The following is a 16,147-nucleotide window of genomic DNA, read 5'->3' as shown; positions in this document are numbered from 1 at the left end:
GGTGCCGTCACCCGCCAGATCGGCGGTCTTCGAGGCCACTTCGCGCACCATCTGCGCGCCCATGTTCTCGAACTTGTCGGTCAGTTCGATTTCCTTGGCGACCGAGACACCGTCCTTGGTGATGCGCGGGGCGCCGAAGGACTTCTCGATGACCACGTTGCGGCCCTTCGGACCCAGGGTCACCTTGACCGCGTCGGCCAGGATGTCGACGCCGCGCAGCATGCGGGCGCGGGCATCGGCGCCGAATTTGACTTCCTTAGCAGCCATTCCTCGAAACTCCCCGAAATTAGGCGATCACGCCCATGATGTCGCTTTCCTTCATGATCAAGAGCTCTTCGCCCTCGATCCGCACTTCGGTGCCCGACCACTTGCCGAACAGCACACGGTCGCCCACCTTGACGTCCAGCGCGACCAGCTTTCCGTCTTCGCCACGGGCACCAGGGCCGACGGCGATGACTTCGCCTTCCTGGGGCTTTTCCTTGGCGGTGTCGGGGATAATGATACCGCCCGCGGTCTTGTTCTCCTGCTCGATGCGCTTGACCAGCACACGGTCGTGGAGCGGCCTGAACTTCATCACAACCTCCGATGAATTGCGTTGCTGCCCACCCGGAGCTTCGTGCGCTGTTAGCACTCCAGGGCGGTGAGTGCTAACGATCTATGCGGAGGGCGGGAAACTGTCAAGCAAGGATTGGCAGCACTCTCCCCTACATGCTGCTAACATTATGATTTTAAACACTTTTATATTGCAGCCCGGCAAGAGCGCGCCAAAATCAGGAAAGGAAACATGTCTTGATGGAGGTGCCTGATGACGCAGCTGGAGATGCAACTTCGCGGTTTCCGCATGACCACGGCAGAGATCCTCTACCACATGCCCGACCACCCCGAATTGCTGCAAAGCTATGTCTGGCAGAATCTCGACAAGGCGCCGGACTTCCCCCGCCTGCATGAATTCCTCGATTTCTGGGAACGCGAACTGGACGGCAAGCTGCATTCCGTCAAGATCGCCAGCCTGCAACTGGTCCAGCCCGCCGAGCTGCGCCTGGTCAGCGAATTCGGCCGCCTGCACTAAGATTTTCGCCAGTACCGCTCACTGCCGGAGAGAAAACGCAACCGATATCGGTCATCCTCCCCTTTTCAGGCTGCGGCAGCGCCCCCACCTTTGGGCAGCCAGCTTGATCCAAAGAGCCGAGTCCGAGGGGGTAAGATGAGCGATTTCGCAGCGAGAACGGGAAGCCTGCATAGAACGGCGCCGGCATCCGGGGCGAATTCCGACCGCGCGGTGGCCTATTGGCTGCTGACCCTATGCGGCATGGTCTTCGCCATGGTCGTGCTGGGCGGGGTGACGCGGCTGACCGGATCGGGATTGTCCATGGTGGAATGGCAGCTTTTCCGATGGCTGCCCCCCATGGACCAGGGGGAATGGCTGGCGACCTTCGAGAAATACCGCCAGAGCCCGGAATACCTGCTGGTCAATGCCGGCATGACGCTGGACGAATTCAAGGGCATCTTCTGGCTGGAATATTTCCACCGCCTGTGGGGCAGGCTGATGGGCGTGGCCTTTCTGCTGCCCTTCCTGTTCTTCCTGTGGCGCGGCATGATCCGCCGCCCCATGGTGCCCAGTCTGGTCCTGCTCTTCGTGCTGGGCGGCGCCCAGGGCGCGCTGGGCTGGTACATGGTGAAAAGCGGCCTCGTGGACCAGCCGGCAGTCAGCCATTACCGCCTCGCCGCCCATCTCAGCCTCGCCCTGGTGATCTATGGCGTCATGCTGTGGATCGCGCTGGGCCTGCTGCGCCGCCCGGCGGAGCCTTCGGCCGTTCCCCTGGCCGACCTGCACCGCCTGCGTCGTCGCATGACCGCCCTCTTCACACTGATCTGCGTGACCATCCTTTCCGGCGCCTTCGTGGCCGGTCTCAAGGCAGGGCTGCTCTACAACACCTTCCCCCTGATGGACGGACAGCTGCTGCCGCCCGATATGTGGAGCCTGTCGCCGTTCTGGCTGAATTTCCTCGAGAACCACGCCACCGTGCAATTCGACCACCGCCTGCTGGCGGTGACGACGGTCGCCGCGACGCTGCTGCTGTGGGCCCATGGCCGGCGCCTCGCCTTGCCGGCGCGCCTGCGGCGCGGCCTCGACTTCCTGGCGGCGGCGGCCCTGGCCCAGGCGGGGCTGGGGATCGTCACCCTGCTGCTGGCCGTGCCGGTCGCCCTGGGCGCCGCCCATCAGGCGGGCGCGCTGGTGGTGTTCACCCTGGCGCTGTGGCTTCTGCACGGGGTCAGGGGAGAAGAGGCCGCCCGCAGCCAATCTTGATCCCGGCACATGCAATCGCGGCGGTCGCGGCCGATGAAGCCGGGACCGCCACGGAACTTCTCCTGATTACGATGCGGCTATCGCCGGGACCCGCTCCCGGCATGGCAGCTTGACGGCCAGCGGCACTTCCACCGAGAAGACGGAGCCCCGGTCGGGACGCGAGGCGACGTCGAGGGAATGCCCCAGCAGATGGGACAGCCGCTGCACGATGGTCAATCCCAACCCGCTGCCCCGCTCCGCCCCCGCCGTTTCCGGGCGGTGGAATTCGCGGGAAATCACCTTCAGGCGGTCGGACGGCAGGCCCATGCCGGTATCCCAGACTTCGAGGCGCAGCCTGTCGCCCCGCCGCCGCCCGGCAATCAGCACGCCCCCCGCCTTGGTATAGCGCACAGCATTGGACGCGAGGTTCATCAGGATGCGTTCCAGCATCCGGGGATCGCTCTCGACCTCCAGCGCGGGCACGTGCAGGCGCAGTTCCAGCCCCTTGCGTCCGGCCTGTTCGCGCAGGCCCTCCGCCACGCGCCGGGCCACGGCCTGGGCCGAGACCCGCGTGACCTCGGGCTGCATCAGCCCGGCTTCCAGCTTGGTCATGTCCAGCAGGCCGTCGAGCATTTCGTGAAGGCTGGCGGAGCAGGCTTCCACCTTGCCCATCAATTCGGCCTGGTCGTCCCCCAGGCGGCTGCTCAGGACATGCAGGTAGAGGCTCAGCCCCTGCAAGGGCTGCCGCAGATCATGGGCGGCGGCGGCCAGGAAGCGCGTCTTGCTCAGGTCCGCCCGCTCGGCCCGCCGCCGGGCGGCCCGCAACTGAGCCCTCATCGTCGTCTCGGCAGTGATATCCTGATACAGGCTGGCGATGCCGCCTTCGCTGCTGCGCCAGTCCAGGATCAGGATCGTGCGGCCGTCGGTGAATTTCACCTCGTGGCGGCGAAGCGTCCCCGCCACGAGGTTTCGTCTTGCCTCCTGCACCTCCTCGAGACTGGGCGGACTGACCATCAAGCCGCAGGAGATAAAGTCGCGGAACAGCGTGGCAAAGCTCTGCCCCGGCGCGAGCTCGTACCCGATCCGCTCGAAAATGTGCAGGGTTTCGTCATTGGCCAGCAGCAGCCGGTCCTCGCTATCCCACAGGCAGAAGCCGAAGGGCAGGCCACCGACGGCATCGCGCAGGCGGGCATGGGCCAGGGCCGCCGCCGCTTCGGCGCGATGACGGGCCGTGACGTCTGCCAGCATGGCGAGACAGAAACGGCGGCCAGAAGCCGGGTCCGCCTCCCAATGGCCGCTAAAGGATACGGACCGTCCGCTGCCGTCGCCCAGTTCCAGGCATGAGGCCTCGCCCTGCCCTGCCTGCGCCAGTTGCGGCAGGACACAGGCCCGGAAGAACCGGGCGCTGGACGGCGCGAGGTAATTCGCCAAAGGACGCCCTTGGGCTTCTTCACGGTCACAGCCCAGTAGGCGCGCGGCAGTGTCGTTGATGTTGCCGACGCAACCATTTTCGTCCAGGCAAAGCAGCGCGGCCGGAGACCTCAAGTAAAGGAAGCAGGTATCCGGGGCGGCAGTCTTACTGTCGTACTCACCCACCCTGGTCTCCTTCACTTCCTCTCTCATCGGTCGACAAATGATATCCTGCCCCCCGGAGAAGAACGATAGGCCATAGGCCATAAATTATTGCGGTTTCTCTAGGTCACTCCCTATCATCCTCGCCATGTGTCAGAGCCTTGCGCAGCCGCCGTACCCCCAGCCAGACCAGCCCCACCACGACGGGAATGCCCGCCAGCACCGCCACATCGGGATTGATGGGCAGGCCGCCCGCCTTGGCCCCCTTGGCGGCATAGCCCAGCAGGCCGAGCAGGTAATAGCTGATCGCCACGACCGACAGGCCCTCGACCGTCTCCTGCAGGCGCAGCTGCAACTGGGCACGGCGGTTCATCGAATTGAGCAGGTCGCGATTCTTTTCCTCGAGCGCGATATCCACCCGCGTCCGCAACAGGTCGCCCGCCCGGGCGACGCGGCGCGACAGGGCATCGAGCCGTTCGGCCACCGATTCGCAGGTCTTCATGGCCGGATCCAGGCGGCGGGACATGAATTCGCCGATGGTCTGGGTGCCGGGGATGCGTTCCTCGCGCAATTCCTCGATACGCTGATTGACGATGGCCTTGTAGGCGCGCGCCGCCGAGATACGGTAGCTGGTCGCCGCCGAGACCTGCTCGACCTCGGCCGCCAGGCCGGTCAGGCGGTCGAGCAGCGCACGGTCGGTCTCGCTCTCGCCCGAGGCGGCGATGCGCCCAGTGATGTCGGCCAGCCCCTGGTCGATGCGCGAGATCACCGGCCCCGCCTCGCGTGCCACCGGAAAGGCCAGCAGCGCCATCATGCGATAGGTCTCGATCTCCAGCAGGCGTTGCATCAACCGCCCGCCCTGCCCCTCGGTCATGCCCTGGTCGCGCACCAGGATGCGCCCGAAGCCGCCGGAATGAATACGGAAATCGGTCCAGGCACAGGCCGCGCCGCCCAGCATGCGGCTGCCGATCACGGCATTGCCTTCGAACAGCCGCGCCATGTCATCGGCCGAACGTTCGGCGGTTTCCAGCGCCAGATGCTTGGCCACCAGGACCGAACCGGGCAACTGGTCCAGCCAATCGCGCGGCACCAGCGACAGTGCCGTCTCGACGAAGGGCTCGTCGAAGGGATCGAAGCGCAGGATGGTATAGGTCGAGAATTCGGTATGCCGCTCCCAGCGCAGGCGGAAGGCACCCATGTCGCGGCTGCAATGGTTGGCGTTGCGCGACGGCGGGGCTTGGCCGAAGTGATCGCACAAGGCCGCCACCAGGTCGTATTCGGCCTGGGCCGAGCCCTCGCCGCTGATCACCGCCAGATGGGTCGCCCGCACCGGCGCGCGGAATGTCTCGTACGGCCGGGCATGAACCTCGTTGGTCAAGACGTGGCGCAGTGGATGTTCGACAAAACCCAAGGCCGGAGTCGCCGCAACTTCCGGCGAGCCGGCTGCCATTGGGATGCGCATGCCCTATATATCCCCGAAGCGATGAAGTGAAGGAATGCGCTCGCCTTTCGGAGAGCGCGCATTATCATGACGGGAAGCGGGGGGATTGCCAACATGCACCCGTCGCGCCGCCTAGAAAGGAGCCGAAATGTCCGATTTGGCCGCAACCGAAGAATTGTTCTTCGCCCGCGCCGGTCTTGACCGGGACCACGCCACCCGGGTCGTCACCAATGCGCTGGAAGGCTGCGACGATGGCGAATTGTTCCTCGAATACCGCCAGTCAGAAAGCGTGGCCCTGGATGACGGTCGCATCCGCAGCGCCAGCTTCGATACCGCCCAGGGCTTCGGCCTGCGCGCGGTCGCCGGCGAAGCCACCGGCTATGCCCATTCCTGCGAATTGACTCCCGCCGCCCTGGCCCGCGCCGCCGAAACCGTGCGGGCGGTGCGCGGCAATCACTCCGGCATGGCGGGCGAAGGCCCTGCCCGCACCAATCGCAGCCTCTATACCGACGCCAATCCCCTGCCGCTGCTGCCCTTCGAGGACAAGGTGCGGCTGCTCGGGGAAATCGACGCCTATGCCCGCAGCGCCGATCCGCGCGTCAAGCAGGTCATGGCCTCGATCTCCGGCTCCTGGCAGGCGGTGCATATCATCCGCGCCGACGGCACCCAGGCCGCCGACATCCGTCCGCTGGTCCGGCTCAACGTCTCGGTGGTGGTCGGCCAGGGTGACCGCATGGAAACCGGCGGCCACGGCCTGGGCGGGCGCTTCACCTATGAACGCCTCGTCGATCCCGCCACCTGGCGCGCGGCGGTGGACGAAGCCCTGCGCCAGGCCCTGGTGAACCTGGATTCCATCGATGCCCCGGCGGGCGAAATTCCCGTGGTGCTGGGGCCGGGCTGGCCGGGCGTGCTGCTGCATGAAGCGGTGGGCCACGGCCTGGAAGGCGACTTCAACCGCAAGAAGACCTCGGCCTTCGCGGGCATGATGGGCCAGCGCGTCGCCGCGCCCGGCGTCACCGTGGTCGACGAGGGCAATATCGAGGACCGGCGCGGCTCGCTGACCATCGACGACGAAGGCACGCCGACCCAACGCACCGTGCTGATCGAGGACGGCATCCTGACCGGCTATCTGTTCGACCGCCAGAATGCCCGGCTGATGGGCGCCCGCCCCACCGGCAACGGACGGCGCGAAAGCTTCGCCAGCCCCGTCCTGCCGCGCATGACCAACACCTACATGACTGCCGGCGACAAGGACCCCGAGGAAATCCTGCGCAGCGTCAAGAACGGCATCTATGCCGTCAATTTCGGCGGCGGACAGGTGGACATCACCTCGGGCAAGTTTGTCTTCTCGGCCTCGGAAGCCTATCTGATCGAGAACGGCCGCATCGGCGCGCCGGTCAAGGGCGCCACCCTGATCGGCAACGGCCCGGACGTCATGACCAGGGTCTCGATGATCGGCAACGACCTGAAGCTGGATGACGGCATCGGCACTTGCGGCAAGGATGGCCAGGGCGTGGCCGTCGGTGTCGGCCAGCCGACCCTGCTGATCGATCGCCTCACGGTGGGCGGCACGTCGATGTAGCTCTTTCCCTAGCCTTTCCGCTATGGTTCGTGCCCATACAATTGTCGGATATCGTCCAACATTATGGGTCTCAGCCTGGGCAAAAGGCTCGTCACGGCGAGCGCGCTGGTCTGTGTCGCCTTCAACGGCGCGCTCGCTCTCAATTTCTGGCATATCCACGATCATGCTCGGGATGAAGCGGAACTGAATTCCCGTCTCATCGTCGAGTCCCTGGAGGCCCATACCTCCTCGACCATCAACACCGCCAATCTGGTCCTACAGGGGATGTCGGAGACATTGGCGGTGCGCTACGATACCTTCCTGCCCGGCACTCCCGAAGTGCATGCCCTGCTGCGCCGACAACTGCCCTATATGCACTTCAGCAGCGACATCATCGTCCTCGACGAGGACGGTATGCTGCTGCACGATTCGGACGGCGCGCCCCTTTATGAGCTGGACCTGTCGGACCGGGAATATTTCCAGGTCCACCGCAACGACGACCTTCACGGCCTGTTCATCAGCAAGCCGCTGATAGCGCGTATCAGCGGCACCTGGATGATCGGACTCAGCCGGCGCCTGGAATACGGCAACGGCCAGTTCGCCGGCGTTATCGCCACCCTCCTCTCCCCCGAGGCCTTGTCCAACTTCTATGCCAGACTTAGCTGGGACATGCCTGGGGCCATCACCCTGCTGCACGAGGACGGCACCATCCTGGCCCGCTGGCCGCGCCATGCCTCCCTCATCGGCACATCCATCGCGTCCACGCCCCTCTATCGCGGGCATCTGGCGATGCAGGAAACGGGCACGGTCGATTACGTGTCGCAACTGGATGATGTCCGCCGCATCCTCTCCTATCGCGCCGTCCCCGACCTGCCCCTGATCGTCATGGCGGAGCTCGACTACAATATCATCATGAAGCCGGTCCATGACGATGCGGTCAAATACGGCATCGCCGCCAGCAGCGGCACGCTGGTCCTCTTCACCCTGACCTGTATCGCCCTGCGCCTGCTCCGGCGGCGGGAAACAGCCTTGGCCGAAATGATGGCCGCCAAGGAACAGGCGGAGATCGCCAACCGCGCCAAGACGCAGTTCCTGGCCAATATGAGCCACGAATTGCGCACGCCGCTGAACGCCATTATCGGCTTTTCGGAAATGCTGAAGACCGAGCTCTTCGGCAAGCTGGAACCGAAGCAGCACGAATATATGGGCGATATCCATGTATCGGCCCTGCATCTGCTGGGGCTGATCAACACCATCCTCGACATCGCCAAGATCGAATCGGGCAAATACGCACTTTACGAGGAACCGGTGGACCTTGCCGCCGCCGCGGAGATGGCTCTGCGCCAGGTCGGCAACCGCGCCGCGGAAAACGGCGTGATCCTGCGGTCCCAGTTGGAAGAGGGACTGCCGCCCCTGCATGCCGATGAACGGGCGATCCGCCAGATCCTGCTGAACATGCTGTCCAACGCGGTGAAGTTCACTCCGCCCGGCGGGTCGGTGCTGCTGAAGGTCCAGCGCGACGTCACCGGCTGCGCCATCCTGTCCGTTTCCGATACCGGTATCGGCATCGCGCCCCAGCACATGGAACTGGTGCTCCAGCCCTTCCATCAGGCGGACGATTCCCATACCCGCCGCTACGAAGGCACCGGGCTGGGCCTGCCCCTGATCAAGTCCCTGGCCGAGATGCATGGCGGCAGCCTGACCCTGGCCAGCAGGCTGGGCCTGGGAACGACCGTCACGGTCGTCCTGCCCGCCGAACGCTTCATCGCGGAGACGCCCCCGCCGGAGCAGGCGGTGAGCGAGGGATGAGAATGGCTAGCCCGAAACAAGAAAAGCCGGGGAGTGTCTCCCCGGCTTGTTCCGGCCGAAACTCAGGAAACCCCTGAAAGGCGAAGCCTCAGGCTTCCTTCATCATATCGCGGACGAATTGCGGCAGGGCAAAGGAAGCGACGTGGATTTCCGGATTGTAGTAGCGGGTCTTGAACGGACGGGCCTCGAAACGGCGACGGATTTCCTCCACCGAATGCTGGCGATGACTGGCCTCGTCGCTGCCCCAGCCCAGCGTCATGAAGCCGCCCACATAGGTGGGAACGGCGGCGACGAAGAAGCCGGGATCCTGGAACAGGCGGCGGAACTTGGCATAGCTGCTCTTCAGTTCCTCGGCCTGCAGAAAGGGCACGCCGTTCTGCGTCACGATGATGCCGCCGGGATTGAGGCGCGCACGGCAATCGGCGTAGAAGGCTTCCGAGAACAGCACCTCGCCCGGTCCGATGGGATCGGTGGAATCGACGATGATCAGGTCGAAGCGGCGGTCTGTCTCGGCGACATACTTCAAGCCGTCGGCGATCACGATCTCGGCGCGCGGGTCCTCGAAGGCCCCGTCCGAGATGGACGGCATATATTGGGTGCAGAGATCGATGACCGAACGGTCGATCTCGACCATGGTGGCGCGCGTCACGGGATGCTTCAGCACCTCGCGCAGCATGCCGCCATCGCCGCCGCCGATGATCAGGACCTCGCGCACCGCGCCATGGGCCAGCATGGGCACATGGGCGAGCATTTCATGATAGACGTATTCGTCGCCTTCCGTGACCTGGACGACGCCATCGAGGGTCAGCACCCGGCCGAAACCGGGTGCCTCAAAGATCACGAGTTCCTGGAACTCGGACTTATCCTCGTAAAGGGTCTTGGCGATCTGGAAGGATTGACGCCAGGACGGATACAGAGTCTCGTTGAACCAGCTCACGCGATAATTCCGCGCTTCTGCTCGGCCACGACGACGTTATCCGGCGTGAACGCTTTCTTCAGCACGGGAATCGCCTTCCAGGGATCGCAATCCCCGCACATGAAGACGTCCAGAGCCGCGTAATTGCGTTCCGGCCAGGTATGAATGCTGATATGCGACTCCGCGAGCACCAGCACCCCAGACACCCCGCCATTGGGTGAGAAGTGATGCAGATGGCAGTGCAGCAGGGTCGCACCGGCAATCTCGGCCGATTCCCGAAGGGCGGCTTCGATGACCTCGATATTATCGAGCTTGCTGGCCCCCCACAAATCGATGAGGAGATGGACACCGGCATACTTGATGCCGTTCCGCTCGATGAAGTAGTCCTTGCCGTTATCGACCACCGGCCAGGACTGGCCTTCGTCGTTGCGGGCGGTAGTGTCTTTGGGAAAACTCGGATTGGCTTCCGAGTGCATCCCCAGTTGGGTGGCAAGAGAGACCTTAGCCATTGCTCCCCCCTCCTAACCAGTAGATGGACCAGAAGAATGAGGGGGGCGTTTTCGCTGATTCCTCGCTGCAATGCAAGGGAAATCATAGCCCCCACCCAAAAAACATGAATTAACGGTTACGTCTCTGTCATAGACACAGCCGCGTCAGTTAATGGCCGACAGCCCTTCGGCCCGCAAACGCTGGCGATAGGAGGCCATGAAACTCTGGAAAGCCTCGGCCTCGCGGATCTTGTCGGACACCGAACGATAGTCGATCAGCCCCTGCTCGATCTCGGCGGTCAGCAGGTTGAAGGCGTCGCGATAGCGGGTTTCCTGCATCAGCGGGCCGTAGACCCGGCGCAGACCGGCCAAGCCGCGCTCGTTGCCCGACAGCGCCAGGGCCGTCGCCCAATCCAGCACCAGGCGGCCCTGCCCTTCCTCCAGCGGTTCGCCCCGCACCGGACGCTGCACCAGGGATTCCAGCGCCTGGGCGGCGGCGGGCCAGTTCTGGCGGCGCCATTCGAATTCCGCCTTGAGCAGGCGGCCCTCGAAGGATTCGTCGCCGGCCAGCATGGTGATGGCATCGCCCGGCGCGCTCATGTCGGCCAAGGCGCGGGCGCGAAGCTGACGGCGCTGGGCGCGCAGGTCGGCAGGCTGGCCCGACTCGTCGGTCTCGTCCAGCGTCGCCAGGGCCCGTTCGGGCTGCTGGTCCATCAGTTCCAGCAGGGCCAGCTGCGCCCCCACGCGGGCCTTCTCCACGCCCTCCAGGCGGAACTTGACCTGATGGCGCAGCAGATCGGCCGCGCGGTCGAGCAGATCGACCGAGGCCAAGCGGTCGGCCAGGCGGCGGATCATCTCGTCGCCCTTCTCGCCGGCCGGGGTCAGTTCGCGGAATTCGTCGAACAGGGCGATGGCGGTGACCGGCGCCATGCTGTCGGCCTGGCCGTGGAGATACAGATCCTCGAAGGCGCGGCTCATCATCTGGGTCGCCTGCCCCACGTCGCGGTGGTCGCCGAAGGTCGAGGCAAGCTGGCGCAGGGTGCGCATGGCGTTGGGATAGTCGCCCTCGGCCATGTAAAGCTCACCCAGGCGCTTGAGCAGCGGGAATTCGAATTCCGGGCCGCGCCAGGCAAAGCGCAGCTTCTCGAATTCCTGGATGGCATCGGCCACCGACATATCGCCCTGGCGCAATTGCAATTCCACCCGGTCGCGGGCGGCATAGGCGCGATGCGGCCGCGAGGGGCCTTCCTCGGCGTCCTTGTAGTGATTGATCGCGCTCTCGAAGGACCCGGTCATGGCATCATAGCGGCCCTGCAGCCAGGACAGCTTGGCTTCCGCGGTCGGATCGTCGATCGCCATGTCGCGGATGTCGCCCAGCAGGTTGCGCGCATTCAGGTCGTCGGCGGCCTCGATGGCGGCCTCGGCCATGATCAGCGCCAAGGGCAGCTTCACTGGCCGGGCGTAATCCAGGATCATCCTGCGCCCTTCGTCCTTCATGTCCTCGTAGAAGCGGCCGGGCGTATCCATCGAGGCCTCGGCCAGGGCCTTCCAGACCTGCACCTCCGGCACATCCTGCAAGCCGTCATGGCTGAAGGCGTTCAGCGCTTCGGGATAGCGGCCGATCATGAATTCCGCCGCCCCCAGGGCGGCCCGGAATGCCGGCATCTCCGACACCTGGGGATCGAAGAGGGTCATGACGCGCAGCACGCCCAGGGCTTCGGCGGCGTAACCGTTCGCCAGGTAATAACGGGCGAGTTCCAGGCGGGCGTCGTTGCGCTGGTCGGCCGGAACGGTGGTCAGCAGGCCGTGGACCACCGGGCGGTCCTCGTCCACCCTGTCCGGTCCGCCCCGCTTCCAGGCGCCCAGGTCGAGCAGCTTGCCGCTGCCCATCTCGGCGCTGGGCTGGAACTGGGCGGCGGCCTTGTCGGCCTCGCTGGACAGCATCAGGCCGCCGCGCTGGCTGATCTCGACGCCGCTGCGCGAGGACCGGACCTCCGGCCCGTCGGCCGTCGGCACCACGGCGATGCCCTGGGCGGTCACCAGCATTTCCAGTTCCGGAGTCCGCTGGCTGGGATAGACGCCCTGGCCCAGCGGCAGGACCGGCACGACGACGATCTTGTCGCCCACTTCCGGATCGTCCACGGTGATCAGCGAACCGCCCTCGGCCACCGGCAGGAAGATGCGCGGCCCGGCAGGCGGATCGCGCGGCGTCTCGATGCGGATCGGCTCCTTGGGCCGCAAGGGCTGCTGCCACAGATCGAGAATCCACATCAGCCCCTCGCGGCGCAGCGAGGGATTGTAGCCCGGCTTGGTGATCATGCGCACCGCCGTGGCGCCCTGATGGGGCACCTGCTCGATATGCTCGACCACATCCCCGCCCAGGCGGCGGAGGAGACGCAGGTCCACGTCCTGGCGGCGGTCGAAGACCACCCACAGCCAGCCCGCACGGCGGAAAGCGGCGGCGGCAGCGGGCTCGCCCCAGGAGAAGCTGAGGCTGACGACGGGCCCGGTCGGCGTCGTCGGGACGGGCTCGTCCACTTCTTCGGCGGGCGGCGTCAGCGCGGCGGGCAGGATTTGCGGCACCTGGACCGGCTCCGGCCGAACCGCCGGTGCCGGAGCAGCCGGTTGCGGGGCGGCGGGCTGCTCGACGGCGGGCGCTTCCGGCTTGGCGGCGGGGGCAGCCGGAGGCGGCGCAACCACGGGCAGGGCTTCGGAGGCGCCGGGCGGCGGCGCCAGGGGCACCGGCGTCGCGCCCTCGGGACGGGGCGGCGGAGTCGCGGCGGCGGGCCGGACCACATCGACCACCACCTTGGGGCCGCTGCGGAAATGGCGCAGCCGCGTCTCGGCCGGAATGGCGATGCTGACACGGGTCCCGCGTCCGGCTTCTTCAGACCCCAGGACGGAAATATCGGCGGGCAGGTCGCGCCGCGTGCCCTGGGCGTCGATGCGGGCCGGGCGGTCGAAGGTCACCAGGGCGCGGTCGCCCTCCTTCTCCACCTGATATTCCACCGGCCCGGTCCAGTCGAAGACCAGGCGCGTGAACCCGGCATGCTCGCCCGCGCGCACGACGATCCTCGGCGCGGTCTCCGCCGGGGCCGGCTGCGGCGCCGGGGCTTGCTGGGCGGCAGGCTGGACCGGCTGCGCGGCCTGGACGGTCAGGGTCTGCGGCCGGGGCGGCGCCGCGGCGGGATCGTCGAGCAGGTCCACCACCACCGACTGTCCGGTGACGAAGCTGCGCAGGCCCAGCGGCCGGGCCAACGGGAAGGTCGCCGTACGGCGGTCCTCGCTGACCGAGACACCGCGCACGTAACCGGCCAGGGGCCGCAACAGGCTGCGGAAATCCCCTTCGGCGGGGCGGTCGAAGCGCAGCACCAGCTGGCCGTCCACGATCTCTACGTCATGGGTTCCGCCGGTCGGCCAGTCGAAGACCATGCGGCCGAAGCCGTCATGGATCGCCGCGCGCGGGCTGGGGGAGCTTTGCGCCCAGGCGGCCACGGGCAAGGCGGTTGCCGCAAGGACGGGCATACCGGCGAACAGCGCCATGGCGAGGAGACGGCTGCGCAGCACCATCAGCCCATTCCTCCGGCGAGAATGATGATATCGACCCGGCGGGCGGCATGCGTCCTTTCGCCGGGTCCGAAAGATTCCAGATCGGCCGTGGCCCGGCCCGAGCCGGCCCCCAGCACGGTCACGTCCCGGTCGTAGCCGGCATGATTCAAGGCATTGGCCACGGCGGCGGCACGCCCCAACGACAATTCCCAGCTCGAGCTGTAGCCCGAATCGCGGGCCAGCGGCGCGGCTTCGTCATGACCGATCACGGCCACCGGATTGGCGATATGAACGAGCATCCCACCCAGACGGTACAAGGCATCCTCGGCCGCGCGATCGAGCCGCGCGCTGGCCGGTTGGAAGAACAGGGAACCCGGCAGGGAGAGGATGATCCTGTCCTCGTCCTGGCGCAGGATGGCCTGGGCGAGGACCGGGTCGGCGGCAACGGACTTTTCGATCACGGCGTGCAAATAGTCGAGGTTGATGGCTCTCTTGCGAAAGGTCGCCGTGATATTCTGCGGCGCCGTGGGGATCGCGGTTTCGGGGCCCTCCACGGCCATCGGCCGCCGCGCCAGCATGTCCGCGACCGGCCTCCACGTTTCGACATTAATCGAAGACATGGCATAGAGCATCACGAAAAACGTCAACATCAACGATATCAAGTCGGCGAACGTGATCATCCACGCCCGGTTGGAAGGTGCCGGGGCCTGATAAGGCGAGGCCTGTCCGTTCTCCTCCCACATCACGCGCCCCCTTCGGCGGAAGACGGCTGAGCGGCGGCATCCTGCCCGCGCACGCGGAAGACCAGCCGGACGCGGCCCGGATGGCCCCGTTCCATCCCGATGGCCAGGGCGGACCCGTCCAGGCCGCGCGTTCCCATCTCGCGCACCACCAGACCGGCGCGGGCGGCCTCCAGGGTTTCGCCGACGGGCATGGCGCCGTCCGCGACGCCGACCATCACATCCATCTCGAAGCGCAAGCCCGGCGGCGCGGCGGCCATGGCGGCGGCGATCCCATCAAGGAAAGGCCCCCGTCCCGGCCGCAAGGCCACCTGGTCCTCCACGAACAGATTGTCACTGTGGAAGACCGCCTCCAATTCCCGCCCGGCGCGGATGAAGTTCAGGCGCACGGCCGGAATGGCCCCTTCCATCACCGATTGCAGGCGGTCCTGGAAGGATTGCTGCGCGGCCAGCACCTCGCCCAGATCGGCCCGCTCGGGCATCAGGGACGGACTCTCGCGCTGCGGAGAGAAGGTCGATTTCACACTCTCCAGCACCGCCTGGCCCCGAACGTCCTGATAGGTCGAAAGAGAATTGAGCAGAATGAAGAAGGCGAGCAGCAGCAGGAACACCGACAGCATCAACGGAGACGCGCCCGGCGGCTCCGCCCGATATTGCGGTTGCTCGTCGTCCTGCTCGCGCATCGGCGTCAGCCTATGCTGTTGAACAAGGCGTCGATTTCGTCCTGCTTCTTGGCCTTGTCGGGCAGCTGCGGCCCGTTGAGCAGATCCTCGTCGCTGGGCGCGCCAGCGGCGGAGAACGGCCTGGCCTGCGACGCGACCGGACGCTCGAATTCAGGCCCGAAGGCACGCACCAGGGCATCGAGCTTGCTCTCGATATGCTTCAGCGCCCCGACCACCTTGCTGATGCGCTGGCCGGTGATGTCCTGGAAGCTGCACGCCTCGTAGATATGCGTGGTCACCTCGCCCAGCTTCTCCCCGACTTCCGGGGGCAGCTCCGGGCGCAGGATCTCCAGCTGGTCCGCCATGTCCATGATGGTGTTGGTGGCCTGCTCGGTGGCCCCGACGATGGCGTCCAGTTCGTCCGTGGCGGAAGCGATCACCTCCTGCCGCAGCTCGTCCGGCTGAAGCGAGGCGATCTCTTCCTTGGCCTGCTGAATATAGGCAGCCAGGCTTTCCAGCTCTTTGTAGAGCCGGACATCCCCGTGGTTCACCGAGAGCAGGAGGGCGCGAACCACGTCCGCGACCCTCTCGAGCTTGACCGCGTCCCCATATTCCTTGCGCAGCTCTTCGAGCCGCAAGGCCAACTGGCGGTCCAAGTCACTCGCCGACATCCTGCTCTCCCCCCAGGAGGGGCCGGGCGATCAGAAATCGCCCAGCACGCTCACCATCTTGGCCTTCAGCGTCTCGGCGTTGAAGGGCTTGACGATGTAGTTCGAAACGCCCGCCTCCTTGGCCGCGATCACGTTCTCGGACTTGGATTCGGCCGTGACCATGATGAAGGGAGTGGGCTTCAGCTTGGCATCGGCACGGACTTCGCGCAGAAGCTGCAGGCCGGTCATGGGTTCCATGTTCCAGTCGGAAATGACCAGACCGTAATTGCCGTTGCGCAGCATCTGCAGCGCCATGCTGCCATCCGTGGCTTCGTCAATATTCACGAAGCCCAGCTGCCTGAGCAGATTGCGGATGATACGCAACATTGTCTTGTAATCATCCACAATCAAAACATTCATATTTTTATCAACGGCCATTCATCGCTCCATCAAACAGCAGCTGCGCCCACCC

General features: G+C 65.7%; 15 protein-coding genes. 4 read left to right on the top strand and 11 right to left on the bottom strand.

Annotated elements, in window-relative coordinates; all coding sequences use genetic code 11:
• On the bottom strand, positions 1 to 267 hold a 267-nt coding region (locus EPD66_RS24630), incomplete at its 3' end, for a TCP-1/cpn60 chaperonin family protein (RefSeq protein WP_304650061.1).
• Positions 268 to 286: 19 nt separating this feature from the next.
• Positions 287 to 574, bottom strand: coding sequence for a co-chaperone GroES (gene groES, locus EPD66_RS13080; RefSeq protein WP_142848961.1), 288 nt, complete (start codon positions 572 to 574; stop codon positions 287 to 289).
• A 231-nt stretch (positions 575 to 805) separates the two neighbouring features.
• On the opposite strand from groES, the gene EPD66_RS13075 reads away from it, so the two are divergent.
• Both EPD66_RS13075 and EPD66_RS13070 read left to right on the top strand, forming a co-directional pair.
• Positions 806 to 1,069, top strand: a complete 264-nt coding sequence (locus EPD66_RS13075; protein ID WP_142848960.1) for an usg protein — start codon at positions 806 to 808, stop codon at positions 1,067 to 1,069.
• A 135-nt stretch (positions 1,070 to 1,204) separates the two neighbouring features.
• Positions 1,205 to 2,308, top strand: a complete 1,104-nt coding sequence (locus EPD66_RS13070) for a COX15/CtaA family protein (protein ID WP_142848959.1) — start codon at positions 1,205 to 1,207, stop codon at positions 2,306 to 2,308.
• Between the two features lie 66 nt (positions 2,309 to 2,374).
• On the opposite strand, the gene EPD66_RS13065 is transcribed toward EPD66_RS13070, so the two are convergent.
• On the bottom strand, positions 2,375 to 3,883 hold the full coding sequence (locus tag EPD66_RS13065; protein ID WP_221930978.1) for a PAS domain-containing sensor histidine kinase: 1,509 nt from the start codon (positions 3,881 to 3,883) through the stop codon (positions 2,375 to 2,377).
• A gap of 103 nt (positions 3,884 to 3,986) precedes the next feature.
• Complete coding sequence (locus EPD66_RS13060) at positions 3,987 to 5,321, bottom strand: DUF3422 family protein (RefSeq protein WP_255448476.1); 1,335 nt, start codon at positions 5,319 to 5,321, stop codon at positions 3,987 to 3,989.
• A gap of 127 nt (positions 5,322 to 5,448) precedes the next feature.
• Between EPD66_RS13060 and tldD the strand changes: the two genes are divergently transcribed.
• Both tldD and EPD66_RS13050 read left to right on the top strand, forming a co-directional pair.
• Positions 5,449 to 6,882, top strand: a complete 1,434-nt coding sequence (gene tldD / locus EPD66_RS13055; protein ID WP_142848957.1) for a metalloprotease TldD — start codon at positions 5,449 to 5,451, stop codon at positions 6,880 to 6,882.
• A gap of 63 nt (positions 6,883 to 6,945) precedes the next feature.
• Positions 6,946 to 8,670 (top strand): hybrid sensor histidine kinase/response regulator, encoded by a 1,725-nt coding sequence (locus EPD66_RS13050; RefSeq protein ID WP_142848956.1) that lies wholly within the window; start codon positions 6,946 to 6,948, stop codon positions 8,668 to 8,670.
• An 88-nt stretch (positions 8,671 to 8,758) separates the two neighbouring features.
• On the opposite strand, the gene speE is transcribed toward EPD66_RS13050, so the two are convergent.
• The 7 genes from speE to EPD66_RS13015 form a co-directional block, all read right to left on the bottom strand.
• Positions 8,759 to 9,607 carry a polyamine aminopropyltransferase gene (gene speE, locus EPD66_RS13045; protein ID WP_142848955.1) on the bottom strand — a complete coding sequence of 283 codons (849 nt, stop codon included), beginning with the start codon at positions 9,605 to 9,607 and terminating at the stop codon, positions 8,759 to 8,761.
• Entirely contained in the window at positions 9,604 to 10,095 is a 492-nt protein-coding gene (gene speD, locus EPD66_RS13040) for an adenosylmethionine decarboxylase (protein ID WP_255448475.1), read from the bottom strand. The genes speE and speD overlap by 4 nt, the downstream gene beginning before the upstream one ends.
• Positions 10,096 to 10,239: 144 nt before the next feature.
• Positions 10,240 to 13,644, bottom strand: a complete 3,405-nt coding sequence (locus tag EPD66_RS13035) for a tetratricopeptide repeat protein (protein ID WP_142848954.1) — start codon at positions 13,642 to 13,644, stop codon at positions 10,240 to 10,242.
• On the bottom strand, positions 13,644 to 14,366 hold the full coding sequence (locus EPD66_RS13030) for a flagellar motor protein MotB (RefSeq protein WP_142848953.1): 723 nt from the start codon (positions 14,364 to 14,366) through the stop codon (positions 13,644 to 13,646). The genes EPD66_RS13035 and EPD66_RS13030 overlap by 1 nt, the downstream gene beginning before the upstream one ends.
• Positions 14,366 to 15,046 (bottom strand): hypothetical protein, encoded by a 681-nt coding sequence (locus tag EPD66_RS13025; RefSeq protein ID WP_142848952.1) that lies wholly within the window; start codon positions 15,044 to 15,046, stop codon positions 14,366 to 14,368. Before EPD66_RS13025 ends, EPD66_RS13030 begins: the two co-directional genes overlap by 1 nt.
• 5 nt (positions 15,047 to 15,051) lie before the next feature.
• On the bottom strand, positions 15,052 to 15,696 hold the full coding sequence (locus EPD66_RS13020; protein WP_142848951.1) for a protein phosphatase CheZ: 645 nt from the start codon (positions 15,694 to 15,696) through the stop codon (positions 15,052 to 15,054).
• Between the two features lie 30 nt (positions 15,697 to 15,726).
• A complete protein-coding gene (locus EPD66_RS13015; protein WP_142848950.1) occupies positions 15,727 to 16,113 on the bottom strand; it encodes a response regulator in 387 nt (128 codons plus the stop codon).
• Between the last annotated feature and the right edge of the window lie 34 nt (positions 16,114 to 16,147).

The sequence above is a fragment of the Telmatospirillum sp. J64-1 genome (assembly GCF_006980715.1).
GTDB lineage: Bacteria > Pseudomonadota > Alphaproteobacteria > Rhodospirillales > Magnetospirillaceae > Oleiliquidispirillum > Oleiliquidispirillum nitrogeniifigens.
Note: the sequence above shows the minus strand (reverse complement) of the source record. Positions and strands in the feature narration are given on the sequence as shown.